The 23,039-nt window shown below is 68.4% G+C and carries 21 protein-coding genes; 11 read left to right on the top strand and 10 right to left on the bottom strand.

Translation table 11 applies throughout. The annotated features are described in order from the left end of the window. Positions 1 to 120 precede the first annotated feature (120 nt). The 3 genes from DIE12_RS01480 to DIE12_RS01470 form a co-directional block, all read right to left on the bottom strand. Positions 121 to 546 carry a cupin domain-containing protein gene (locus tag DIE12_RS01480; RefSeq protein ID WP_124484922.1) on the bottom strand — a complete coding sequence of 142 codons (426 nt, stop codon included), beginning with the start codon at positions 544 to 546 and terminating at the stop codon, positions 121 to 123. A gap of 12 nt (positions 547 to 558) precedes the next feature. Next, positions 559 to 996, bottom strand: coding sequence for a carboxymuconolactone decarboxylase family protein (locus tag DIE12_RS01475; RefSeq protein ID WP_044843002.1), 438 nt, complete (start codon positions 994 to 996; stop codon positions 559 to 561). A gap of 94 nt (positions 997 to 1,090) precedes the next feature. Beyond that, entirely contained in the window at positions 1,091 to 2,575 is a 1,485-nt protein-coding gene (locus DIE12_RS01470) for a PLP-dependent aminotransferase family protein (protein WP_124519541.1), read from the bottom strand. A gap of 298 nt (positions 2,576 to 2,873) precedes the next feature. Here DIE12_RS01470 and DIE12_RS01465 point away from each other — a divergent pair, with 298 nt between their 5' ends. Together DIE12_RS01465 and DIE12_RS01460 are read left to right on the top strand one after the other, a co-directional pair. Beyond that, positions 2,874 to 3,791: a LysR family transcriptional regulator gene (locus tag DIE12_RS01465; RefSeq protein WP_124519539.1), complete on the top strand. Its 918-nt coding sequence runs from the start codon at positions 2,874 to 2,876 to the stop codon at positions 3,789 to 3,791. 144 nt (positions 3,792 to 3,935) lie between these two features. Continuing rightward, a complete protein-coding gene (locus tag DIE12_RS01460) occupies positions 3,936 to 4,685 on the top strand; it encodes an SDR family oxidoreductase (protein WP_124519537.1) in 750 nt (249 codons plus the stop codon). Positions 4,686 to 4,756: 71 nt separating this feature from the next. On the opposite strand, the gene DIE12_RS01455 is transcribed toward DIE12_RS01460, so the two are convergent. Both DIE12_RS01455 and DIE12_RS01450 read right to left on the bottom strand, forming a co-directional pair. Then, positions 4,757 to 6,412, bottom strand: a complete 1,656-nt coding sequence (locus tag DIE12_RS01455) for a glycoside hydrolase family 32 protein (protein WP_124519535.1) — start codon at positions 6,410 to 6,412, stop codon at positions 4,757 to 4,759. A gap of 199 nt (positions 6,413 to 6,611) precedes the next feature. Then, on the bottom strand, positions 6,612 to 8,174 hold the full coding sequence (locus DIE12_RS01450) for a glycoside hydrolase family 68 protein (protein ID WP_124519533.1): 1,563 nt from the start codon (positions 8,172 to 8,174) through the stop codon (positions 6,612 to 6,614). Between the two features lie 167 nt (positions 8,175 to 8,341). Between DIE12_RS01450 and DIE12_RS01445 the strand changes: the two genes are divergently transcribed. From DIE12_RS01445 to DIE12_RS01425, 5 genes are all read left to right on the top strand, one after another. Continuing rightward, positions 8,342 to 9,376: a substrate-binding domain-containing protein gene (locus DIE12_RS01445; RefSeq protein ID WP_124484916.1), complete on the top strand. Its 1,035-nt coding sequence runs from the start codon at positions 8,342 to 8,344 to the stop codon at positions 9,374 to 9,376. A 373-nt stretch (positions 9,377 to 9,749) separates the two neighbouring features. Beyond that, positions 9,750 to 10,436, top strand: coding sequence for a type 1 glutamine amidotransferase domain-containing protein (locus tag DIE12_RS01440; protein ID WP_044843008.1), 687 nt, complete (start codon positions 9,750 to 9,752; stop codon positions 10,434 to 10,436). A 145-nt stretch (positions 10,437 to 10,581) separates the two neighbouring features. After that, the gene (locus DIE12_RS01435; protein ID WP_044843009.1) at positions 10,582 to 11,691 is read left to right on the top strand and encodes an NADH:flavin oxidoreductase/NADH oxidase; all 1,110 of its coding nucleotides are present in this window, start codon (positions 10,582 to 10,584) and stop codon (positions 11,689 to 11,691) included. Positions 11,692 to 11,850: 159 nt separating this feature from the next. Then, positions 11,851 to 12,921: an AI-2E family transporter gene (locus DIE12_RS01430; protein ID WP_124519532.1), complete on the top strand. Its 1,071-nt coding sequence runs from the start codon at positions 11,851 to 11,853 to the stop codon at positions 12,919 to 12,921. A gap of 219 nt (positions 12,922 to 13,140) precedes the next feature. Further along, positions 13,141 to 13,515, top strand: coding sequence for a hypothetical protein (locus DIE12_RS01425; protein ID WP_044843011.1), 375 nt, complete (start codon positions 13,141 to 13,143; stop codon positions 13,513 to 13,515). A gap of 46 nt (positions 13,516 to 13,561) precedes the next feature. On the opposite strand, the gene DIE12_RS01420 is transcribed toward DIE12_RS01425, so the two are convergent. Then, positions 13,562 to 14,356, bottom strand: a complete 795-nt coding sequence (locus DIE12_RS01420; protein WP_124484914.1) for an SDR family NAD(P)-dependent oxidoreductase — start codon at positions 14,354 to 14,356, stop codon at positions 13,562 to 13,564. Positions 14,357 to 14,516: 160 nt separating this feature from the next. On the opposite strand from DIE12_RS01420, the gene DIE12_RS01415 reads away from it, so the two are divergent. Then, positions 14,517 to 15,365 carry an AraC family transcriptional regulator gene (locus DIE12_RS01415; protein ID WP_185500283.1) on the top strand — a complete coding sequence of 283 codons (849 nt, stop codon included), beginning with the start codon at positions 14,517 to 14,519 and terminating at the stop codon, positions 15,363 to 15,365. A 54-nt stretch (positions 15,366 to 15,419) separates the two neighbouring features. Here DIE12_RS01415 and DIE12_RS01410 read toward each other — a convergent pair whose 3' ends face one another. The 4 genes from DIE12_RS01410 to nthA all read right to left on the bottom strand — a co-directional run bounded on the left by DIE12_RS01410 (position 15,420) and on the right by nthA (position 18,768). Then, positions 15,420 to 16,025 carry a LysE family translocator gene (locus tag DIE12_RS01410; RefSeq protein WP_124519529.1) on the bottom strand — a complete coding sequence of 202 codons (606 nt, stop codon included), beginning with the start codon at positions 16,023 to 16,025 and terminating at the stop codon, positions 15,420 to 15,422. 184 nt (positions 16,026 to 16,209) lie between these two features. Further along, positions 16,210 to 17,472, bottom strand: a complete 1,263-nt coding sequence (locus DIE12_RS01405; protein ID WP_124519528.1) for a GTP-binding protein — start codon at positions 17,470 to 17,472, stop codon at positions 16,210 to 16,212. Continuing rightward, positions 17,469 to 18,122, bottom strand: coding sequence for a nitrile hydratase subunit beta (gene nthB / locus DIE12_RS01400; RefSeq protein WP_124519527.1), 654 nt, complete (start codon positions 18,120 to 18,122; stop codon positions 17,469 to 17,471). The genes DIE12_RS01405 and nthB overlap by 4 nt, the downstream gene beginning before the upstream one ends. Positions 18,123 to 18,168: 46 nt before the next feature. Further along, complete coding sequence (nthA, locus tag DIE12_RS01395) at positions 18,169 to 18,768, bottom strand: nitrile hydratase subunit alpha (RefSeq protein WP_124519526.1); 600 nt, start codon at positions 18,766 to 18,768, stop codon at positions 18,169 to 18,171. 512 nt (positions 18,769 to 19,280) lie between these two features. Between nthA and DIE12_RS01390 the strand changes: the two genes are divergently transcribed. The 3 genes from DIE12_RS01390 (at position 19,281) to DIE12_RS01380 (ending at position 22,914) form a co-directional block, all read left to right on the top strand. Next, entirely contained in the window at positions 19,281 to 20,177 is an 897-nt protein-coding gene (locus tag DIE12_RS01390) for a transporter (protein WP_044843018.1), read from the top strand. A 95-nt stretch (positions 20,178 to 20,272) separates the two neighbouring features. Further along, complete coding sequence (locus DIE12_RS01385; protein WP_124519525.1) at positions 20,273 to 21,331, top strand: phenylacetaldoxime dehydratase family protein; 1,059 nt, start codon at positions 20,273 to 20,275, stop codon at positions 21,329 to 21,331. A gap of 56 nt (positions 21,332 to 21,387) precedes the next feature. Further along, positions 21,388 to 22,914: an amidase gene (locus DIE12_RS01380; protein ID WP_124519524.1), complete on the top strand. Its 1,527-nt coding sequence runs from the start codon at positions 21,388 to 21,390 to the stop codon at positions 22,912 to 22,914. Positions 22,915 to 23,039: the final 125 nt, after the last annotated feature.

Genomic DNA, 23,039 nt, shown 5'->3' with positions numbered 1-23,039 from the left:
GGCAAGCGAAACGGCAAGCGAAACGGCCGAGCCCGATACCTGCGAGGAAGTCGCGCGGCACGGGGCGGGACGCCGGCCGTGCAGCACGGCGGCGCGCCCGACGCGGCACGGCCTCCTAAATCACTGATCGATCGGCGACTTCAGCGGCACATGCTCGCCCGTCAGCCCGAACACGACAATTTGCGCGGGCTCGGTCGCGCTCGCGTTGCGCGACATCTGGTGGCGCGAACCGGGCGGCTCGTACCAGCCTTCGCCGGTGCGATAGCGGCGCACCGGGCCGTCGTTCACCTGCGACAGCACTTCGCCTTTCGACACGACCGCGAACACCGAGCCGAGGTGCTTGTGCGCTTCGGATGCCTGACCGGGCGCATAGTCGACGGTCGCGACGACGGCGAGCTTGCCGGGCGCTTCGGGCACGGCCTGTTGCATGATCGCGTGCACGCTGTCGCCGGTATCGTGCGCGCGGGCGGCGGCCGGCAACGCGGCGCCGAGCGCGAGCGACGTGCACAGCATCGCGCGGCGGAGCGTGGGGCTGGAGCGCATCATCGTCGTCTCCCCTTACTCGGGCATCTTGCGGAACGCGATCGCGAAGCGGTTCCACGTGTTGATCGTCGCGATCAGCATCGACAGCTCGAACAACTCCGTGTCGCTGAAATGGGGCTTCACGGCTTCCCACACGGCATCGGGCACGTGGTTGTCGGCGACCAGCGTCAGCGCTTCGGTCCATTCGAGCGCCGCACGTTCGCGCTCGGTGAAGAACGGCGTTTCGCGCCAGACGACGACCGTCGCCAGGCGGCGATCGGTTTCGCCGCCGTTGCGTGCGTCGGTGGTGTGCATGTCGACGCAGAACGCACAGCCGTTGATCTGCGACGCGCGCAGCCGGACGAGTTCGGCGAGCGGCTTCTCGATCGAGCTTTTCGCGAGGAATTCCTCGGCGTTGCGCATCACCTTGATGGCGTTCGGGCTGGCGGTATAGAAGTTCAGACGCGGTTGCATGGCAGGTCCTGTTCGGTTGGATGCGCCCGGTGGCGCGACAGGACCCACTTTAAGCGTGCCACTGGCCTGCTTGAATGGCCAATTCCTGGAAAATTCAGGTAACCAGTGGCGGTCCGCCGACCCGGCCTGAATCCAGCAGCGCGGCCAGCTTCGCGAGCGCGGTGTCGATGCGCAGCGCGTCGATCCCGCCATAGCCGAACAGCAGCCCCGCGCGGGCCGCCGAGCCGACGTGGAACGCGGTGATCCCGTACAGGCCGATGTCGTGCTCACGCGCCGCGCGGACCAGCGCGGCTTCGTCGAGCCCCGGTTTCAGGTGCGCGGCGAGGTGGATGCCGGCGGTCGGCACGATCGTGTCGAACCACGGCGCGAGGCCGCCGCGCAGATGCGCGAGCAGCATCTTGCGGCGCGCGTCGTAGTGTTTCTGCACGCGCCGCAGGTGCCGCGCGAAATCGCCTTCGAGCATGAAGCGCGCGAGCGCCGCCTGCGTCAGCGTGCAGGTGTGCCAGTCGACGATCTGCTTCGCCTTGGCGAGCGCGCCGCGCAGCGCGCGCGGCGGAATCGCGTAGCCGATCCGCAGTTCAGGAAAGATCGTCTTCGAGAAGGTGCCGACGTACGCGACCAGACCCGTGCGGTCGAGGCTCTTCAGCGATTCCACCGGCCGGCCTTCGAAGCGGAACTCGCCGTCGTAGTCGTCCTCGATGATCACCGCGCGGCGGCGCTGCGCCCATTCGAGCAGCGCGACGCGCCGCTCCAGCGTCATCGGCATCCCGAGCGGGAACTGGTGCGACGGTGTCACGTAGACGAGGCGCGCGTCGTCGGGCAGCCGCCCGGTGACGAGGCCGTGCGCATCGACCGGCACGCCGATCACCGTCGCGCCGAGCGACGCGAACGCCGCGCGCGCCGGCGGATAACCGGGATTCTCGACCGCGACGACGTCGCCGGGCCGCACGACCACGCGTGCGATCAGGTCGAGCGCCTGTTGCGCGCCTTGCGTGACGAGCACGTCGTCCCAGCCGCACGCGACCGCGCGGCTGAACGCGACGTAGCGCGCGATCGCGCCGCGCAGCTGTGGATCGCCGGCCGGCGCATGGTACTGGCCGGGGCCGCGCGCCTGCTGGCGCAGCGCGTGATGCAGGCAGCGGCGCCATGCGTCGAACGGAAACAGTGCCTTGTCGGTCACGCCGCCGCGGAAGTCGAACGCGGGCGTGTCCGGCGGGGTGGGCATCGCGAGCGCGTCGGGCAACTCGTCCCACAGCGCGCGTGCGTCGACGGCATGGACGGGCGGCGCGTCCTCGACGAGCGACGGCGTCGCGGCCGCCGCCGCGTGCGGAACCCGCGCCAGGCCGCCGGCGACGAACGTGCCGTCGCCCGCGCGCGTGTTCAGGTAACCCTCGGCGACGAGACGTTCGAACGCGTCGAGCGTCGTCTTGCGCGACACGCCGAGCTGCTTCGCGAGATCGCGCGTCGACGGCAGCCGGGCGCCGCCTTCGAGCCGCCCGTCGACGATCGCGGTGCGCAACTGCCGGAAGATCTGCCCGGTCAGGTCGTGACGGCCTTCGATGCGGATCGCGATGTCCATCGTAGTGGTTACCTCGAATGCGGAAATATGACGTCGATCAGCATACCGGAAGTTCATGGCCGGATCGGCGTTCGCGCATGCGCGGGCGGCATCGCTCGGCCAGGGCACGCGCGTGGCGTCGAGGGGGCAGGGAAAGGCGGCACCTGGCACGCAACGCGCGCCGGATGCGGCAAATGGCACGGCGCGCTGCGGTGCCCCGGCCGGCACGGCATCCGCCCGCTGCCGGCAGTGCCATTCGATTGCGTTGGCGCCCGCCGCTGCCTTACGATCCACCAGACCCCCCGACCGGAGTGCGCTCATGCTGTCCGAAGACGAACTCGCGCTGCTCGATGCGATCCGCGCCACCGGCAGCCTGTCGCGGGCGGCCGCACGGCTCGGCAAGGCGCCGTCGACCGTGTCGCACGCCGCGCGGCAGCTCGAAACACGCTTCGACGCGCTGCTGTTCGACCGCCGCGGCTACCGGCTGCAGCTCACGCCGGCCGGCCAGCTGCTGACCGACGAGGCATCGCGCCTCGCGCTGGACGTCGCGCGGCTCACGCAGCGCGTGCGGCAGGTCGCGAGCGGCTGGGAGGACCGGCTGTGGATCGTCAGCGACGAGGTGCTGGAATTCGATACGCTGCTGCCGGTCGTCCGCGCATTCGATGCGCTCGATTCGGGCGTGTCGCTGCGTTTCACGCACGAAGTGCTCGGCGGCACCTGGGAAGCGCTGCGCGATGGTCGCGCGGATCTGGTCGTCGGCGCGACCAACGAGCCGCCGGCGATTCCGGGCTTCAAATGGTTCGAACTCGGCGCGATGGAGTGGGTGTTCGCCGTCGCGCCGCGCCATCCGCTGGCGTCGGCGGGCGTGCGGCTGACCCGGGACGCGATCGGCGCGCATCGCGCGGTCGTCGTCGCCGACTCGTCGCGGCAGGCCGTCGGCCGCGTGTACGGGCTGCTCGGCGGACAGGCGGTGCTCGCGGTGCCGTCGATGCGCGCGAAGATCCTCGCGCAGCGCGACGGGCTCGGCGTCGGCTGGGTGCCGCGCCGGCGGGTCACGTCGCTGCTGGCGCGCGGCGAGCTGGTCGAGAAGGAAACGGCTGATCCGCGCGAGCCGAACGTGCTGTACGTCGCGTGGCGCGGCGACCGCGACGGCCGCGCGCTGCAATGGTGGCTGGAGCAACTGCGCGAACCGCGGCTCGCGCAGCGCCTGCTCGACGGGATCGACGTGTCGGGCTGAGCGCGCCGGGCCGGCACGCGCCTGACGGCCGGGGCAAACACGTTCGAAGATTTCGCACGTGTCTGCCGCGCCGGTCGTACGGCAAGGCCGGGCGCCGCGCGCATCCTGTGTTCACGGTCAACTCACCGGTTCAAGGAGAACATCATGCAACGCTTCGAAGGAAAAACGGTCCTCGTCACGGGCGGCAACAGCGGCATCGGCCTGGCGGCCGCACGGGCATTCGCGGCCGAAGGCGCGCGGGTCGTCATCACCGGCCGCGACGAGCAGACGCTTGCCGCCGCGCGCGAGTCGCTCGACGACGGCGCGCTCGCGATCCGCAACGAGGCCGGCAGCGTCGCGTCGGCGCGGGCGCTGGCGGACGCGATCGCGGCCGCCGGTGCGCGCCTCGACGCCGTGTTCATCAACGCGGGCGTCGCCAAACTCGCACCGTTCGCGGATATCGACGAGGCGTTGTGGGACCTCGTGTTCGACACGAACGTGAAGGGCGCGTATTTCCAGATCCAGGCGCTCGTCCCGCTGCTGAACCGCGGCGCGTCGATCGTGATCAACGGCTCGATCAACGCGCACATCGGGATGCCGGGGTCGTCCGTGTATGCGGCGAGCAAGGCGGCCGTCAATTCGTTCGCGAAGACGCTGTCGACGGAACTGCTGCCGCACGGCGTGCGGGTGAACGTGGTGAGCCCCGGGCCGGTCCAGACGCCGCTGTACGGCAAGCTCGGCCTCGATGCGGCGACGCTCGACGAGACGGCCGACAAGATCAGGGGGCTCGTCCCGATCGGCCGGTTCGGCACGCCGGATGAAATCGCGTCGACAGTGCTGCACCTGAGCGCGCCCGAGTCGGCGTTCATCGTCGGCGCGGAAATCATCGCGTCGGGCGGGATGGGCTTGCTTTGAGCGTGGAACCGGCGGGGCTGCACGGCCTGACGCGAGGTCGGGCTGTGCAGCCCCGCCGTGCAACCGCATCGCTAGCGTGATGCACAGGCGTCACGGACGTCGCCGGCCTGATCGCGTCCGTGGAGCTGTGTGACCGTCAACCCCGAGAACGTCGCGCTCCCGTGCTCGGCGAACACGGCGACGCGGTCCGCATCGGGCGGCGGGAAGATCAGGTCCGTCAGCGCGACGCGGCCGCCGTTCGCGAACACCTCGACCGAACCGCGATCGACGACGATTTCGAGCCGCAGTTGCCCGTGCTCGAGCGGCAGATCGACGATGTGCTCGCGGCTGAACGTGCCCGCGAAATCCGTGTCGCCCGAGCGCGAGCGATCGAGCGTCAGCGTGCGCTTCGCCGTGTCGTACACGATCCGGGTGCCGATCGAGCCATCCGCGGAGCCCCGCACGATCAAACCCGCGCGGGCCGCGCGCCGCGGCGCGATCGTCACCGTGATGCGCTGGACGGTGCCGCGCGTGGTGTCCGACAGCGCGCGCGTGGCGGACTCGACGCTCAGGTTGCCTTCATGCACGGCGGGCCGCCCGTCGGCCCACGCGTCGAACGCGGCTGCCGGCGTCACGATGAGCGTCGGTTCACCGCCGATCGTCTTCAACGCGAGTTCGCGCGGCACCGTCGTCGCGCCGCGCCAGGGCGCCGTCGGCGCTTTCGCCGCGTAGTCCCAGTTGCTCATCCATGCAATCGCGACAGGGCGCGCGCCCGGCGCGCCGGAGAACGTGCCGGCCGCATAGAAGTCGGCGCCGTGATCGACCCAGCGGAATCGTGCTGGATCGGAGCCGGCCGGTGCGACCCGGTCGGGGACGAACGTGCGGCCGTCGAAGTCGCCGACGAAATACATCGCGCCGGAACCGCCGGCGATCGACCACGGGTTGACGTTGACGATCATGACCCACTTGATGTGCCGCGGATCGTCGTCGACGGGCAGCGGCACGAGGTCGGGCATTTCCCACAACGCGCCCGCATGCGGCACGTCCGGCAGCGTGAAATCGCTCAGGAACGACCAGTGAATCAGGTCGTCGGAACGGTAGAGCTTCACGACCTGCGCATCGGCGACGACGGTCGTCATCAGCCAGTAGCGTCCCGGCGCGTACCACGACACCTTCGGGTCGCGGAACTGCTTCGATTCCGGATCGAGCGTGAGCACCGGATTGCGCGCGTAGGGCCGCCAGGTCGCGCCGTGGTCGAGGCTGTACGCGAGCGACTGCGCCTGCGTGCCGGCTGCGTGACCCGAGCCGTCCTTGTAGACGCTCGTGTAAAGCGCAACCAGCGGCGTCTCGCCCGCCGCGCCGAGGCCGGACGTATTGTGCGTGTCGGCGACGATCGAGCCGGAGAAGATTTCCTCCGTCGCGTTCGCGCGCATCGCGACCGGGTGCTCGCGCCAGTGGACAAGGTCGGTGCTGGTCGCATGGCCCCACGACATGTTGCCCCAGTCGTGGCCGAGCGGGTTGTATTGGTAGAACAGGTGATAGCGGCCGTTCTCGTACACGAGGCCGTTCGGATCGTTCATCCAGTTGCGTTGCGGCGTGTAATGCACGGCCGGTCGCCATTGCGGCGTGCCGTCCCCGGGCGGCGTGCCGCAGGGCGCGGCGGTGGCGTGCGTGCAGGCCGCGCTTGCCGCACACGCGAACAGCAGCCGGGCGATCCGGCGGGAAAAGCGAAAAAACGTCGATTTCATGCGGGGTTCCGTGCTTCGGCGCGCGAAGCGGGAAAGGAACGCGCATGCCGCTTGCGACGGCGCCATGCGCGATTCTGCGAAGGAGGGAGGCGGCGCGCACGCGACACGCATGACGTGCGCCGCCTCGACGCGGGCGGTGCCCGCCGCGTTCGTAGCGAGCCCTTTACGGACTCGTTACGGACGGGTGCCCGCGTCGCCGTCAGTGACCGGCGCCCGTCGCCGGCAGGTTCGCCGGGATGTCGCCGTAACCGCCGAGGCCGCCACGTCCGTACGTGCGGTCGACCGCCGTCGACGTGCCGTTGATGTTGACCTTCACCGTCGGCGCGAGCGTGCCGCCGCGACGCGGGCCGATCGCATCGATGAACGACTCGACGAGCCCGCCCGGCATCACGAAGTGCGAATACGACTGGAATTCGCGCGGGTTCTGGTTCGGGTCCTGCGAATACGGCGCGCCGGCCGGTGCGGAGAAGTCGGTCGGGTTGCCGAGCACGAGGCCGCTGCCGCCGTTCAGCGGCAGGAAGTCGCTGCGGATGCCGTTGCCGACGAAGCCGTAGACGCCGTCCGGCCCGTCGACGCCCGCGGCCATCGTCGTGCGGTGGCTGATCGTGAACAGGTAGTACTTGCCGTCCTTCAGATAGATCTGCGGGCGCTCGGTCTGGTCGTCGACGCAGTTCGCCGACAGGATCGGCGGCAGGAACTTCCATTCGGTCAGTTGCGGGTTCGTCGCGACCGCCAGGCCGACGTTGGCCTTTTGATACACTGCGCCCGAGTTCATCACGGCGTTGAGGTCTTCGCGGTACGGATCGTTCGGCGCGTAGCCGAGGTCGGCCTCGGTGCAGGTCCGGGCGCCGCGCTGGCCGCCCGTGTTGCCTTCGAACACCATGTAGGTCTTGCCCGGATGCGCGGGGTCGGTGAACACGAACGGATCGCGGAACGAGAAGTAGGTGTTCTGCTGGCCGGTCTGGTAGTAGTTGCCGTCCGGCTGCAGCAGCGCCTTGTGATCGTCGAAGCCGCTGAACCACACGTGCTTGTCGTCGGCATGGATATGACCGTCGGCGCGCGTGATGATCGCCTGCGGCGGCGTGATGTCGGCGCCGCCGGGCGCCGAGCGGTTGAACGACGTCGCGGTGTAGTAGAGGCTGACGTTGTCGCCCTGCGTGAGGCGCGCGGAGCCCGACCATTCGGCGTTGTTGGTCATCGGCGACGTGCCGAACACCTTGACGCTCGCCCCGTCCGGGAACAGGTGGCCGCCCCAGGTCCAGCCGCCGTTCGCGGGCCGCTGCGACGCGGGAATGCCGGCGCGGCGGTAGAAGAAGCCGATGCGCGCGTGGACGTGACGATCGTCGAACGTGTAGCCGGCATGCGGGTCGGCCGTGAGCGAGAAGATCACCTCCCAGCCCTTGTAGCTGAGCTGGTTCGCGCGCAGGTCGGCGAGCGGCCAGGTATCCCAGACCCACACGTTCGAGTTGATCAGCGGGAAATCCTGCGGGATGTCCGGCATCGTCAGCGCCTGCGGCAGCGAGTTCTTGTCGGCGCCGGCCGTGTGCGACTGCGCGACGATCTGGCGGATGTCCGCGCGGGTCCAGCGCATCGTGAAGTTGCCTTCGGGGTCATAGGCCTGCTGCGTATGCGGCGTGGGCGCGGGGGCGCCGGTGCTCTGCGCATGGGCGACGCACGACGCGGACGCGAAGGCGGCCAGTGCCGCGCCAGCGAACAGCAAACGTTTGGCCGCGGTCGCGCGGCAAAAAGGAAAGTAAGTCATGTAGGCGTAGTTTCCGTTGACGGTGAGAAGGAACTGCTGACGGGATATCGATATCCAAACCGGTTTGGATGCTAATTCAAACCGGTTTGGACGTCAAAAGATAAATATTTGACGGTAATAACTACCATTCGGCAATAATTGCTGCGCGAGCGGCGCGGCCGAATGGCATGCACAACGCGAGGAGCGACGTGAAGGTGAATCTGAAGGCACTGTCGGATGCGCTCGGGCTGTCGCGCACGACGGTCAGTCGGGCGCTGAACGGCTATGACGACGTGAGCGAGGCGACCCGCGAGCGCGTGATGAAGGCCGCGCGCGACCTTGGCTATGTCGCGGATCCGACCGCGCGCCGGCTGGCGACGGGGCGCTCGGATGCGATCGGCATCGTGTACCCGTTCGGCGCGGGAGATCTCGGCGATCCGCGCTTCGGCGAGGTCGTCGCGGGCATCACCGAACGGCTCGCAGAGCGCAATCTCGACTTCATCATCGCGGCCGCGCGGCCGAACGCCGAACTGGACACGTATCGCCGGCTCGTCGACGGCAAGCTCGTCGACGGGCTGATCGTCGCGCGCACGCTGGTCGACGATCCGCGCCTCGCGTACCTGCGTTCGCAAGCGTTTCCGTACGTCGCGTACGGCCGCACGCAAGCCGCCGAGCCCTACGCGTGGTTCGATTTCGACAACGAGGCCGGCGCGCGCGATGCGGTGCGGCGCCTGATCGGCTTCGGTCATCGCCGTATCGCGATGATCAGTGCGCCGCTGTCGCTCAATTTCGCGATGCAGCGTCGCGCCGGGTATCTTGCGGCGCTGCGCGAGGCCGGTATCGCGCCCGATCCGGCACTGCTCGTCGAGTGTCCGTTTACGCGCGAGGGCGGGCAGCAGGGCGTGCAGGCGCTGCTCACCCGGGCCGAACGGCCGACCGCGCTGCTGGTCGACAACAACATCGTGGGCGGCGGCGCGTTCCGGGCGCTGATCGACGGCGGCTTGCAGCTTGGGCGGGACATGTCGCTGATCGTCTACGACGGCGTGCCGCCGGACGTCGCGCATCCGCATCGCGTGACGGCGGTGGTGCAGCCGACCGGACATGCGACCGGGCGTGCGCTCGCGGACCTGATGCTGGCGTTGCTCACGGACGGCGTTCGCGGCCATCGGCTCGAGACGCCGGTGATCGACGCCGGCGATACGGACGGGCCGCTGCACGGGTAGCCGACGCGGCGCGAACCGGGGAGCGGGGCGCGCTCCGCAACGGACGTTGCGGCACGCGCTCCGTCGCAAAAGCCATGACGGCGGCAGGGCCGAATGGCGGGTTTCTAGACGACCGGTCTAATTCGACGCTATCATCCAGGCTCATGAATGCGACGTCGCGAAAATGCCATATCGCGCTGCGATGCTGGCTGGGCGCGCAGGTGATGCCGTCGCTTTTTTTCGAGCCATTTCTAGACGACTGGTCTATTAGGCCTGGCAATATTTTTGGTACGGAGCCGGCACGTTGACGCGCGCCAGCGGCCTAACCCGCAGGCGCGCCGTCGCCGCCGCCGCGACGCGGCCCCGTTCCCCCATTTCTAAGGAGTGTCCGATCATGAAGATTCTGGTTGTCCTGACCTCGCACGACACGCTCGGCGACACCGGCAAGAAAACCGGCTTCTGGCTCGAGGAACTGGCCGCGCCGTATTACACGTTCAAGGATGCGGGCGTCGAGTTGACGCTCGCGTCGCCGCAGGGCGGCCAGCCGCCGCTCGATCCGAAAAGCAGCGATCCGTCCGCGCAGACCGACGCGACGCGCCGCTTCGACGCGGATCCGGCGGCCAAGGCCGAACTCGCTGCCACGCGCAAGCTGGCCGAGGTGTCGGTCGACGATTACGACGCGGTGTTCTATCCGGGCGGGCATGGCCCGCTGTGGGATCTCGCCGAGGACCTGCATTCGATCGGCCTGATCGAGCGCGCGCTGGCGGCCGGCAAGCCGGTCGCGGCCGTGTGCCACGCGCCGGGCGTGCTGCGCCACGTGAAGGACCCGAAGACCGGCGAGTCGGTCGTGCGCGGCAAGCGTGTGACGGGCTTCACCAACAGCGAGGAAGCGGCCGTCGAGCTGACGGAAGTGGTGCCGTTCCTCGTCGAGGACATGCTGAAGACCAACGGTGCGCAGTTCGAGCGCAGCGCCGACTGGGCGCCGCATGTCGTCACCGACGGGCTGCTGATCACGGGGCAGAACCCCGCGTCGTCGGAGCCGGCAGCCGAGGCGCTGCTCGCGAAGCTCGGCCGTCAGTAAGCCGAGCCTGGCGCCGGCATGACCGGCGCCGGATGGTTTCCGTCGTCGGGCGCGACCGTCCCGGCGACGGCTCGCATCTTTCCGCCGTGCGCACCGCGCGGCGGCTCATCCAGTCGTTTCGCAGAACCAAGCAAAGGAGTGGTGGATGTCTGCCCTGTTCGAACCGTTCAAACTCAAGGATGTCACGCTGCGCAACCGCATCGCGGTGCCGCCGATGTGCCAGTACGTCGCCGAAGACGGCGTCGTCAACGACTGGCATCACGTGCATCTGGCCGGTATCGCGCGCGGCGGCGCGGGCCTCGTGATCGCGGAGGCGACGGCCGTGTCGCCGGAAGGCCGCATCACGCCGGGCTGTGCCGGGCTGTGGACCGATGCGCAGGCCGCGGCGTTTGCGCCGTCGGTCGCGGCGATCAAGGCGGCCGGCGCGGTGCCCGGCATCCAGATCGCGCATGCGGGCCGCAAGGCGAGCGCGAACCGTCCGTGGGAAGGCGACGACCACATCGCCGACGGCGATCCGCGCGGCTGGCAGACCATCGCACCGTCGGCGGTGCCGTTCGGCGCGCACCTGCCGAAGACGCCGCGCGCGATGACGCACGACGACATCGCCCGCGTGCAGGCCGACTTCGTCGCGTCGGCGAAGCGCGCCCGCGACCTCGGCTTCGAATGGCTCGAACTGCACTTCGCGCACGGCTACCTCGGCCAGAGCTTCTTCTCCGTGCATTCGAACCAGCGCGACGACGAGTACGGCGGTTCGGCGGAAAACCGCGGCCGTTTCCTCGTCGACACGCTCAAGGCCGTCCGCCAGGTCTGGCCGGAGCACCTGCCGCTGACCGCGCGTCTCGGCGTGATCGAATACGACGGGCGCGATGAAGCAACGCTCGCCGAATCGATCGCGCTCACGCAGCGGATGAAGCAGGAAGGCCTCGACATGCTGAGCGTGTCGGTCGGCTTCTCGACGCCCGACGCGCGCATTCCGTGGGGCCCGGCGTTCCTCGCGCCGATCGCGGAACGCGTGCGCCGCGAGGCCGGCTTGCCGGTGTCGTCCGCCTGGGGGATCGATACGCCGCAACTGGCCGAGCGCGTCGTCGCCGAGCAGCAGCTCGATCTCGTGATGGTCGGCCGCGCGCATCTTGCCGATCCGCACTGGCCGTACTACGCGGCCAGGCAGCTCGGGGTCGAGCGGCCGTCGTGGACGCTGCCCGCGCCGTACGCGCACTGGCTCGAACGCTACCGCGTCGCCGACAAGGCGGCCTGAGCACGCGTTGCACCGCGCGGCGGTGCGGCGTTCGCGGCACGCATTTGACGATGCTTGGCAGTGCGTGCGCATGCCGTTGCGGCGTCGATGGATAGAATGGCGGTTCGTACAGGCTCGCGGCCTGCACGACCGCCATTTTTTCATTTCGACCGAGGTGCCATGCGCGCACATGTCTCGCCTTCCCAGGATTCCGCCACGCGGCCGCGTGCCCAGCAGATCGCCCGCGCCGTGCTGTATGCGGCGCTGCTGGTGCTCGCGCTGTGGGTGATCCGCGATTTCCTGCCCGCCATCGCGTGGGCCTGCGTGATCGCGATCGCGTTGTGGCCGCTGCTGAAACGCTTCGAATCCCACCGCTGGTTTCGCGACAGGCCGACCCTGATCGCGACCGTGATTACCGCCGGCGTGTCGCTGCTGGTCGTGCTGCCGGTCGCGATCGCGCTCGCGCAGGCGATCTCGCAGGCGCACGACCTGCGCCTCTGGCTGCATTCGATCCAGGACAACGGCATTCCGCTTCCGGACGTCGTCGGCCGGTTGCCGTACGGTGCCGCGCAGGTCACCGAGTGGTGGCAGGCCAATCTCGGTCATCCGCTGCACGCGGGCAGCGCGATGCATGGCGCGAGCGGCGAGAAGTTCATCGCGTTCGGCCGGCAGTTCGGCACGAAGCTCGCGCATGCGCTGTTCGAGTTCGGCTTCATGCTGGTCACGCTGTTCGTGATCATGCGGGCCGGCCACAAGCTGTCCGGCGCGTTGCTGCAGGGCGCGCGGCGCGCGTTCGGCCGCGGCGGCGCGGACCTGATCGAACGGATGGTCTCGGCCGTGTACGGCACGGTGACCGGGCTGGTCGTCGTCGGGCTGGGCGAGGGCGCCATTCTCGGCGTCGCGTATGCGCTCGCCGGGGTTCCGCACGCCGCGCTGCTCGGCCTCGTCACGGCCGTCGCCGCGATGCTGCCGTTCTGCGCGCCGATCGTGTTCTGCGGCGCGGCGCTCTGGCTGTTCGTGCAGGGCGCGACCGCGTGGGCCGTCGTGGTGCTGGTGCTCGGCTTCGTGGTCGTGTTCGTCGCCGAGCATTTCGTGCGGCCGGTGCTGATCGGCAGCTCGACCCGCCTGCCGTTCCTGCTCGTGTTGTTCGGCATCCTCGGCGGGGCCGAGACGTTCGGGCTGATCGGGCTGTTCGTCGGCCCCGCGCTGATGACGGTGCTGACGATGCTGTGGGCGGAATGGATTGCTTGACGACGCCGCCCGTCGCGCCGCTCCGACGCATCGACGTCAGAAGGCGGGCGCGCGAACGCGCCCGGCACGGCCACGATTCGTGACGATCGGGCACGCGCCGGACTGCGTCGGGCAGCGCATCGGACACAAGTCTCTACATTTCTTTTCGATCCGGACCCAAAGGTCGAGTAGCATGGGGCTTTCGATCACGCCGGCATGGCGCAGCAGATTTCACCAAGCATGCGATTGATTCCGATGTCCCGCCCCGCAGCGACGCTGTCCCTGGCCGCCAGCTGCCTGATGCTGCACGGTTGCGCGTGGTTCGACTCGTGGCTGCCGTTCTCGTATTCGCGCACGCCGCTGGCGAGGGCCGCGTCGCGGCACGGCGCGACGCGCGCCGACGTCGTCCGCGCCGGCGGCAACCCGCGCAGCGTGTGGATGGTCCGCAACGGCAGCGGCGTCTGCTACAACTACTTCATCGAGCACGACAACGATCACCGGGCTTTCTTCGTCGTGTTCGACAAGGCCGGTGCGGTCACGCAACACGGCTTCGATACCTGCATGGACGCCGATCGCAAGGGCACGCTTCAATCGGACAAGGCCGCCTCGCGCTAGCGCGTCGCGCGGCCGCCATGCGCCGCGCGAGCGTGTCACGCAGTCGTCACGCTATCGTGTCGACCACGCCGCCATCGACGCGCAACGCCGCGCCCGTCGTCGCCGAGGCCTGCGGCGAGCACACGTACACAACGAGATTCGCGACTTCCTCCGTCGTCGCCGGCCGCTGGATGATCGAGCTCGCGCGCTCGCTGCGCACGAAATCCACCGCGACGTCGTCGATGCTGCGGCCCGTGGCGTCGGCCGTTTCCTTCAGCAGCGCCCGCACGCCTTCCGACATCGTCGGCCCCGGCAGCACCGAATTGACCGTCACGCGCGTCCCGGCCGCGAGTTTCGCGAGGCCGCGCGCGATCGCGAGCTGCGCGGTTTTCGTGAACCCGTAGTGAATCATGTCGACCGGGATGTTCAGCCCCGACTCCGACGAAATGAACACGATGCGGCCCGTGTTCCGCGCGAGCATCCCCTTCAGGTAGTGCCGCGCGAGACGCACGCCCGACATCACGTTCATCTGGAAGTAGTGGGCCCATTCGTCGTCGTCGATGTCGAAGAACGCCTTCAGCCCGTAAATGCCCGCGTTGTTGACGAGGATGTCGGCCTCCGGCGTGTGCTGCGTGATGCGCGCGACGCCGGCGGCGTCGGACAGGTCGGCCGCGACGCCGTCGAGGTCCGCGCCGGGTACGGCGCTGCGCAGCTGCGCGAGCGCGGCGTCGACCGACTTGTCGCTGCGTCCGTTGACGACGACGCGCGCGCCCGCCTGCGCAAGCCCTTCGGCGATCGCCAGCCCGATGCCGGCGGTGGAAGCGGTGACGACCGCGGTCTTGCCTGTCAGATCGATGTGCATGAGTGTATCGGTTGGAAGAGGGAACGGAACCCGCCGGGCGTGCCGCGGCGGCCGAATTCAAAGCTTAGGCGATCCGGCCGCGAAGCGTCGGGTCGCGGTTGCATCGCGCCGCGCAGTCTTGTACGGTGTGCGTTCGCCGTCCAATCCGGGAGCCTGTCGCGTGAGCCGTTCCGCCAACCCCCTCGCCATGCCGTCGCCGTTCTGGCGCGACGCCGCGCTGCCGTTCATCGAGGCGCGCACCGTCGACGACGGTCGGACGATCTGCTACGCGAAGCACACGCACGACACGTTTTCGCTCGGCGCGATCGTCGGCGGCACGAGCACCTACCTGAACGGCGCGACGAAGGAGCACGTCGGGCGCGGCGTGCTCGTGATCATCGATCCGGAGCAGGTGCATGCGTGCAATCCGTACGGCCCCGACGCATGGGCGTACCGGATGGTCTACGTGGACGTGCCGTGGCTCACCCGCCTGCAGCATTCGCTCGGACGCGACCCGAACCGCGATTTTCACGGCTTTTCGCCGAAATTGACGGAACGGCGCGACCTGTTCGCACGGTTCGGCGGCTTTTACCGCACGCTCGTGGCGCCCGGTGTCGATCCGCTCGGCAAGGAGAGCGCGGCGGTCGAGTTCTTCACACGGCTGCACGGCGCGCTCGATCGCGAGCTGCCCGACGCAGCCCGGCGCGGGGCCGACAACGCGAAGCTCGCGCGCGCGGCCGACTACATCGCCGCGCATTGCCGTCAGGCCGTCTCGCTCGATGCGATCTGCGCGGCCGCCGACTTGTCGCCGTCCTACCTGATCCGCGCGTTCAACGCCCGCTACGGGATGACGCCGCATGCGTTCCTGATCGACCGCCGCGTGCAGTACGGGCGGGCTGAGTTGCGTCGCGGCCGGCCGATCGCCGACGTCGCGCTCGATGCGGGCTTCGCGGACCAGGCGCATTTCCAGCGCGCATTCCGGCGCATCGCGGCCGCCACGCCGGGGCAGTATCGAAGCGCCGCGAGCTGACCGGCGAACCGTGGGGCGGTGCCGGCGCCGCGACCACACACCGAAGCAACGGCGCTAGACGTCGAGCAGATAAAGCGCGCTGCCCGCGAGCAGCAGCGCCATCGCGCGGTTGAACAGCCGCATCCGCCGCGCATTCGCGAGCCGGTGCCGCAGCGACGCACCCGCATACGCCCAGCACGCGATCGACGCAAAGCAGATCACCAGATACAACGCCGCGAATTGCCACACCTGCGCGGGCTCGCCGTCGGCCGCATATGCGCCCATCGCAGCCACGCACGCGAGCCACGCCTTCGGATTCAGCCATTGCATCGCCGCGCCGGCCGCCGCCGACGGGCCGGCGACGTTCGGCGCAGCCGGATCGTCCGGATCGGCCGACAGCCGGCCGTCGTCGAGCGCGAGCCGCAGCGCGAGGTAAAGCAGGAACGCGATCCCCGACCACTGGGCGGCGGTGGTCAGCATCGGCCAGCGCGCGATCACCGCGTGCAGCCCGAGGCCGATCAGCAGGAACAGCGCGACGAAGCCGAGCGTCGCGCCGGCCGCATAGCGCAGGCTCGCGCCGAGGCCGTGGCGTGCGCCCGCGCTGAGCGCGACGATGTTGACGGGACCGGGCGTGATCGACGACGCCAGCGCGAACGCGGCCATCGAAACCAGCATGCTCATTGATTGCCTCCATGCGAATGTCAAAGTCGCATCGAGACTAAAGAAGCCGTGCGTGTCCGTATTGAAGAAAACTGCCCTCGGCGGCGCTGTCGGGATTCACGTCACGCTGAACCGGGCGCAGCGCTCACCGGCGACCGAAAGCCACTGGACGCTGGCGTTGCGGCCGAAGTCATCGAGTCTCGCGTCACGGACGGGCGGTGGTCGCGAGCGCGTCGAACGCGTCGGCTTCCGGAAGCTGGAGCCACGACTCCGGGCCTGCGTCGATTTCTTCGACCGTCAGCAGACACGCATCGAGTTCGCGACGCAACCGGACGTGATCGATCGACTGCCCGATGAACACGATTTCCTGCCGGCAATCACCGGTCGGCTCTTGCCATTTTTGCAGCACGCCATCGCGACGATAGTCGTCGTGCGGCCAGTCCGACCGAGAAACGAATCGCCACCATCGCCCGACGTAACCCCACTGGAACGCTCCGCCCGTCTGCACGAGCATGGCGATGTCGGCATATCGGTGCGCAGCCCAGACATATCCCTTGCAGCGAAGCAGTCGGCCGTTGGTCCAGGGGCGACGCAGCCACGCGAGCAGGCGCGCCGGATGAAACGGCGCACGTTCGCGATAGGTCCACGACGCGATCCCGTACGCATCCGATTCCGAGGGGCGCTCGTCGACCTGCATGCGTTGCATCCATCCCGGCGATTCGACGAGCGCCGGGAGATCGAAGCGCCGCGTATCCAGGACGTCTGACGGATCGACCTTGCCGTGCTGCATCGGCAGGATTCGCGCAGAGGGATTCAGCGACGCCAGAATGGCGCGCAGCCGGTCGAAACCCGCATGGCCGATCCGGTCGAGTCGGCTCACGAGAATCACGTTCGCGTATTCGACTTGTTCGATCAGCAGGTCCGACAGCTTGCGCGGCGGACCGGAATCGCTGCCGTTCGCGAGCGTGGCGTCGCGCGTGACCGGTTCGGCCGACGCGATCATGTCCTCGAACGTCTCGCCGTTGACCACCGTGACGAGCGTGTCCAGCCGCGCGAGCTCGCTGAGGCTGAAACCGTCGCGGTCGAGAAACGCGAACGTCTCCGCGACCGGCATCGGCTCCGAGATGCCGGTCGACTCGATCAGCAGATAGTCGAAGCGACGCTGCCGCGCCAGCGTGCTGATCTGCTCGAGCAGATCGGCACGCAGCGTGCAGCAGATGCAGCCGTTGCTCATTTCGACCAGTTCGTCCTCGCCGCGATGCAGCTCGACGTTGCGCCGCACATCGTCGGCGTCGACGTTTACTTCGCTCATGTCGTTGACGATCACGGCGACCTTCAGGCCGGCGCGGTTGCGCAGGATGTGGTTCAGCAACGTCGTTTTCCCGGCGCCGAGGAAGCCGGACAGCACGGTGACCGGAATCCTCGGCGGCGCGGCGGCCGGCGCTCGCCGGTGTTCCGGCGTCGTCATGCGTTCTGCCCGGACGCGCGATCCAGGTAGCCTTCGAACAGGTCGACCACGACGTAGCCGTCGTCGGCGGCGTCGCCCCACAGATCCTTCACGCGGAACTCGACATGATAGGTCGGCTGATGCGCGGCGCCGGTGTCGCCGTGCCCGATCGCGTCCGGGAATGGCCACGATTCGGTCGTCCGGTGCAGCACGATGCCTTTCTTGCCGCGAACGTAGCCCGGCGCGCGGATGTGGCCGCTGACGTATTCGTCGCGCACGACGACGCGATCGCCGACCTCGAACCGCGTCGAGTCGGGCGGCGCCGCCCGGCCGCCGGATCGCGGCGGGTTCGCGAGCCGGAAATGCGAACCGAGCGCGCGGTCGAGTTCGTCCTGCGTGAGCACGCCGGTTTCGACGAGCAAGGTTGCGGTCGCGATCACGTAGCGCTCGTAGTAGCGCGTGCCGACGTGCTGGCGCACGTCGATGCGTTCGACTGCGTGACGTACCTCGTCGACGCTGAATTTTTTCAGTTGGTCCACGCCGACGAACATCAGGCTGTACGCGAGATGCTCCCAGTCTTCCTTGAAGACCGGCTTGTAGCCGAGACTGTTGATCGTGTGCGGCACCGGGCCGAAACCCTGGAATCCGCCGAGGTCGTGAAAGCCGTCCATATGAGGTGATCTCCGAGATGAAGGTCGAGAGCGAAACGGGGGCGCGTCAGTGCGCGCGCGGCAGCGCAACGCCGATCAGCACGTCCTTCGTGACGAGCGTGCGCAGTTGTTCCTCGGTCATGTGCTCGCTGCCTGCCGGCCGCACGGGCAGCACGAGATAGCGGCTTTCGGCGGTCGTATCCCAGACCTTCACGACGACATCGTCGGGCAGGTCGGTGCCGAGCTCCCGCAGCACCGTGCGCCCTTCGCGGACGAGCCGCGCACGATATTCGAAGCCCTTGTACCACTCGGGCGGCAACCCGAGCACCGGCCAGTTCGTGCATGAGCACAGGCTGCAGACGATCACGTTCTTCAGCGTCGGTGTGTCCTCGATCGCGACGATGTATTCGCCCTGCGGGCCGGTGTAGCCGAACTGCGCACACGCGGCCGTGCCGTCCTTCAGCAGCAGTTCGCGAAATGCCGGGTCGACCCACGCACGCGCGACGATGCGCGCGCCGTTGGCCGGATCCCACGTCGTGGACATCAGCTCGGTCAGGCCTTCGATATAGCCGTCGGGGATCAGGTTCTTTTCTTTCATCACGCGAAACAGCGCCCAGGCACGTTCGCCGGGCGTCGAGGCTGTTTCCGCGGAAGGGGTCGCGCTCATCGTGGGGCTCCTTATGGTGGTTCGGGTTGACCGCCGCCGTGGCGTTGCGGCTGCCGTGGCGGGGTGCAAAGGCGTGGTGTCGGCCACGCTCGACGAGCAGGGTAAGAAGAGAAAAAGCGCGGTTCTTTGCCGGCACGGATCGGAAACTATGCTGAGACGGTCCCGCCGCGCGGCAGGGGCCGGCGCGCACCGGATGCACGGCGATTCGCGGCATCGACGGGGCGCCCGGCACGCGACGGCGGCCGCCCGCGCACGCTTTGCGACCGCCGTATGGCACTGGCAGCACAGGTCCGCCACAGCCAACTTCTTGTTCCGCCGGAAAACAGAAATGCGGATTTTGCCTTTCTATTCTCACCCTCAAGCGACGGCCGTTCGATGTCGCGAATCGCCGGCACTCCCGCGAGTACCGGCGGAACAACAGTCAGCCAGCACCCCGCGATTTGATCGTCCGGCAACGGTTCCCGTTCGTCGTACGTCGAGCGTGGCGGTGTCTGCGCATCCAGGTGAGGAGCATGATGGACAACGTCAACAGAATGAAACTGAAGCGAATCGCGCGCTGGATCGGCTTGTCGCTGATGGTCGTCGCATCGCATTACGCGGGCGCGGTCGAGGTCGATCCCGGCGACTACGAGCAGTATCCGGTCGGCGCGACGATCGGCGTGCTGTACTACAACTATTCGGCGACGAACGCGTACTATGCGAACGGCCACCGGACGTCGGATTTCGACCTGCAGTCCAATGTCGGCATCGCCCGTCTGCTGCATGTGTTCCAGCTCACCGACAGGCTCACGATCGATCCGCAGGTGTTGCTGCCGTTCGGTCACGTCAGCAGCTTCGGCAACGCCGGCACGCTTGGCAGTACGAACGGTGTCGGCGACGTGATCCTGACCGCGCCGTTGAAATTCCGCCTGAACGACGCGAAGGACGTCGTCGCCGCGACGGTCTACGTTTACGCGCCCACGGGGAGTTACGACCAGAACCGCGGTCTCAATCTCGGCGCCAACCGCTGGTCGCTCGATTTCCAGGCGGCCTACATCAAGCACTTTTCGCCGCAGTGGGCGCTCGATCTCGTCGGCGACGCGATCTGGTACGGCAACAACACGTCATACGGCGCGAGCGGCACGACGCTGCATCAGCGGATGAGCTACAGCGCACAGGCGATGGTGCGTTACATGCCCGATCCGGGCACGTCGCTCGGGATCGGCGTCACCCAGCTCTGGGGCGGTGAAACGAGCGTCGGCGGCGCGGACAACAACGACGCGCTTCGCACGACGCGCATGCGGATCACCGCGGCGAAATTCGTGACGAAGGCCGATCAGGTGCAAATCCAGCTCGGCACCGACCTGAGCGTGCGCAACGGCCCGAAGAACAGCCTGCTCGCCGGCCTGCGTTACGCGCACATCTTCTGACGACCCGCCTGCGCCGGGATACGCCCGGCGCAGGCCGCTCCTTGTCCCCCACGTCGAAACCTCGACATCCGATTCCCTTTCCAGAGAGGTCACGCATGGAATCCGCCATCGACAAACACCTGATCTGCCCGCGGACGCTGTCGCGCCGCGTCGCCGACGATTACCAGCCGCCGTTCCCGATGTACGTCGCCCGGGCCGCCGAAGACCTGAGCCAGGTCGTGATGGGCTATTTCGGCGTGCAGTATCGCGGCGCCGACAAGCGCGCCACGGCACTGGCCGCGTTGCGCCGGATCGTCGCCGATTTCGGTGCGCAGGACGGGCCGAACAACTTCGATCTGACGCAACACACCGACGACCAGGGCTACGAGAACCTGATTGCCGTCGGCTACTGGCGCGATCCGGCCGCGTATGCGCGCTGGATCGCGTCGCCGGCACTCGTCGAATGGTGGGCCTCCGACGCGCGCCTCGCGGACGGGATCGGCTACTTCCGGGAAATCGTCGCGCCGCGCGCCGAGCAGTTCGAGACGCTTTACGCATTCACGAGCGATTTCCCGGGCGTCGGCGCGATCATGGACGGCGTCAGCGGCGAGATCGAGGAGCACGGCTACTGGGGATCGATGCGCGACCGGTTCCCGATCTCGCAGACGGACTGGATGCGCGCGGACGGCGAGCTGCGCATCGTCGAGGGCGATCCGGCCCGAGGTGGCCGCGTGGTCGTACTGGCCCACGACAACATCGCGCTGATTCGATCCGGTCAGGACTGGCGTGCGGCCGAGCACGACGAGCGCCGACTGTATCTCGAGGAGATCGAGCCGACGCTGCGCAGCGGAATGGAATTCCTGCGCGACAACGGCACGGACGTCGGCTGCTACAGCAATCGCTACGTGCGCTCGATCGATCTCGACGGCAACGTGCTAGACGAGAGCTACAACATCGGCCACTGGCGCTCGCTCGACCGCCTCGAGCGCTGGGCCGAATCCCATCCGACGCACCTGCGGATCTTCGTCACGTTCTTCCGCGTCGTCACCGGGCTGTCGAAACTGCGGCTGTATCACGAGGTTTCCGTCTTCGACGCCAGGCATCAGGTCTACGAATACGTGAACTGCCATCCGCGCACGGGGCTGATGCGCGACGCCGTCGCCATCGCCCGCTGAATCCCGCCGGCACCGCCGGGGGCCGGCGGTGCCGCTTACCGAACTGGAGAACGTCGATGGCCATCAAACGCCCGACCCGCGAACAACTGTCCGACATTGCAGCCGGTTTCGGCTTTCATGTCGATTCCCGCCAACTCGCCGAATACGACGAGGCGCTGCAGGCGAACTTCGACGCGTACGACGCGATCGACGCGCTGCCCGACTATCTGCCCGTCGTCGCGTATCCGCGCACGCCCGGCTACCGCCCGGAAGGCGACGAGAACCGGTACGGCGCCTGGGCGCGCAAGAGCACGATCCACGGCGCCGCCGACGGCAAGCTGCGCGGCAAGACGGTGGCCGTGAAAGACAACATCTGCGTCGCCGGCGTGCCGATGCGCAATGGCTCGAGCACGTTCGAGGGCTACGTGCCCGATATCGATGCGACCGTCGTCACGCGCGTACTCGACGCCGGCGGCACGATCGCCGGCAAGGCGACCTGCGAGTACTACTGTTTTTCCGGCGGCTCGCACACGAGCGCGTCGGGGCCGGTGCACAATCCGCGCAAGGCCGGGCACTCGTCCGGCGGCTCGTCGTCCGGCAGCGGCGCGCTGGTCGCGAGCGGCGAGGTCGACATGGCGCTCGGCGGCGACCAGGGCGGTTCGGTCAGGATCCCGTCCGCCTATTGCGGCGTCTACGGGATGAAGCCAACGCACGGGCTCGTGCCCTACACCGGCGCGATGCCGATCGAGGCGACCGTCGATCATCTGGGGCCGATGACGAGCACCGTGCTCGACAACGCGCTGCTGCTCGATGTCATCGCGGGCGACGACGGGCTTGATCCGCGCCAGCGGGCGTTGCCGCCGCGCACCGACTATCTCGGAGGGATCCGCGACGGCATCGCAGGCCTGCGGATCGGCATTCTGCGCGAGGCGTTCGGGCTCGCGAATTCGGAGAAAGTGGTCGACGAGGCCGTGCTGGTCGCCGCGCACCGGTTGCGCAAGCTGGGCGCGAGCGTCGAAGAGGTGTCGGTGCCGCTGCATGCGGCCGGCACCGCGATCTGGCTGCCGATCGCGGCCGAGGGGGCGACGCAGCAGATGATGAAGGGCAACAGTCACGGTTTCAACTGGGGCGGCCTGTACGTGACCGGCATGATCGATCATCACGCGGGCTGGCGCGAGCGCGCCGACGAGTTGCCGGATACCGTGAAGGTGACGATGCTGCTCGGCGAATATTTCACGAGCCGGTATCGCGGGCGCTACTACGCGAAGTGCCAGAACCTCGCGCGGCGCTTGCGATCGGCTTACGACGCGGCGCTGCAGTCGTACGACGTATTGGTGATGCCGACCGTACCGATGCGCGCGTCGAAACTGCCGGAGCCCGGTTGTGCGATGTCCGAGTCGCTGACGCGGGCTTTCGAGATGCTCGCGAATACCGCGCCGTTCGACGTGTCCGGGCATCCGGCCATGTCGCTGCCGTGCGGGGTGGCCGACGAACTGCCGATCGGGCTGCAACTGGTCGGGCGCCGCTTCGACGAGGCGACGCTCTACCGCTGCGCCTATGCGTATGAGCAGTCTTCCGACTGGCGGCAGACGACATTCGCATGACATGTCCGGAGCGGTAGCGCATCGCCGCCGCGCCGCGTGCCGGTCCGACCGGCAACGCGGCGTACACGGCGATCGATTGGACAATGCGCTTTTGAACGGGCACGCTACCGGCTGCGTGTTTGCTA

The sequence above is a fragment of the Burkholderia sp. Bp9015 genome, assembly GCF_003853505.1.
Lineage (GTDB): Bacteria > Pseudomonadota > Gammaproteobacteria > Burkholderiales > Burkholderiaceae > Burkholderia.
This window is presented reverse-complemented; position numbering and strand designations above follow the sequence as displayed.

Bases quoted from the DNA above. Each gene is read 5' to 3' on its own strand.
- DIE12_RS01480 (WP_124484922.1), bottom strand. From the start codon at position 546: ATGATGCGCTCCAGCCCCACGCTCCGCCGCGCGATGCTGTGCACGTCG.
- DIE12_RS01475 (WP_044843002.1), bottom strand. From the start codon at position 996: ATGCAACCGCGTCTGAACTTCTATACCGCCAGCCCGAACGCCATCAAG.
- DIE12_RS01470 (WP_124519541.1), bottom strand. From the start codon at position 2,575: ATGGACATCGCGATCCGCATCGAAGGCCGTCACGACCTGACCGGGCAG.
- DIE12_RS01465 (WP_124519539.1), top strand. From the start codon at position 2,874: ATGCTGTCCGAAGACGAACTCGCGCTGCTCGATGCGATCCGCGCCACC.
- DIE12_RS01460 (WP_124519537.1), top strand. From the start codon at position 3,936: ATGCAACGCTTCGAAGGAAAAACGGTCCTCGTCACGGGCGGCAACAGC.
- DIE12_RS01455 (WP_124519535.1), bottom strand. From the start codon at position 6,412: ATGAAATCGACGTTTTTTCGCTTTTCCCGCCGGATCGCCCGGCTGCTG.
- DIE12_RS01450 (WP_124519533.1), bottom strand. From the start codon at position 8,174: ATGACTTACTTTCCTTTTTGCCGCGCGACCGCGGCCAAACGTTTGCTG.
- DIE12_RS01445 (WP_124484916.1), top strand. From the start codon at position 8,342: ATGCACAACGCGAGGAGCGACGTGAAGGTGAATCTGAAGGCACTGTCG.
- DIE12_RS01440 (WP_044843008.1), top strand. From the start codon at position 9,750: ATGAAGATTCTGGTTGTCCTGACCTCGCACGACACGCTCGGCGACACC.
- DIE12_RS01435 (WP_044843009.1), top strand. From the start codon at position 10,582: ATGTCTGCCCTGTTCGAACCGTTCAAACTCAAGGATGTCACGCTGCGC.
- DIE12_RS01430 (WP_124519532.1), top strand. From the start codon at position 11,851: ATGCGCGCACATGTCTCGCCTTCCCAGGATTCCGCCACGCGGCCGCGT.
- DIE12_RS01425 (WP_044843011.1), top strand. From the start codon at position 13,141: ATGCGATTGATTCCGATGTCCCGCCCCGCAGCGACGCTGTCCCTGGCC.
- DIE12_RS01420 (WP_124484914.1), bottom strand. From the start codon at position 14,356: ATGCACATCGATCTGACAGGCAAGACCGCGGTCGTCACCGCTTCCACC.
- DIE12_RS01410 (WP_124519529.1), bottom strand. From the start codon at position 16,025: ATGAGCATGCTGGTTTCGATGGCCGCGTTCGCGCTGGCGTCGTCGATC.
- DIE12_RS01405 (WP_124519528.1), bottom strand. From the start codon at position 17,472: ATGACGACGCCGGAACACCGGCGAGCGCCGGCCGCCGCGCCGCCGAGG.
- nthB (WP_124519527.1), bottom strand. From the start codon at position 18,122: ATGGACGGCTTTCACGACCTCGGCGGATTCCAGGGTTTCGGCCCGGTG.
- nthA (WP_124519526.1), bottom strand. From the start codon at position 18,768: ATGAGCGCGACCCCTTCCGCGGAAACAGCCTCGACGCCCGGCGAACGT.
- DIE12_RS01390 (WP_044843018.1), top strand. From the start codon at position 19,281: ATGATGGACAACGTCAACAGAATGAAACTGAAGCGAATCGCGCGCTGG.
- DIE12_RS01385 (WP_124519525.1), top strand. From the start codon at position 20,273: ATGGAATCCGCCATCGACAAACACCTGATCTGCCCGCGGACGCTGTCG.
- DIE12_RS01380 (WP_124519524.1), top strand. From the start codon at position 21,388: ATGGCCATCAAACGCCCGACCCGCGAACAACTGTCCGACATTGCAGCC.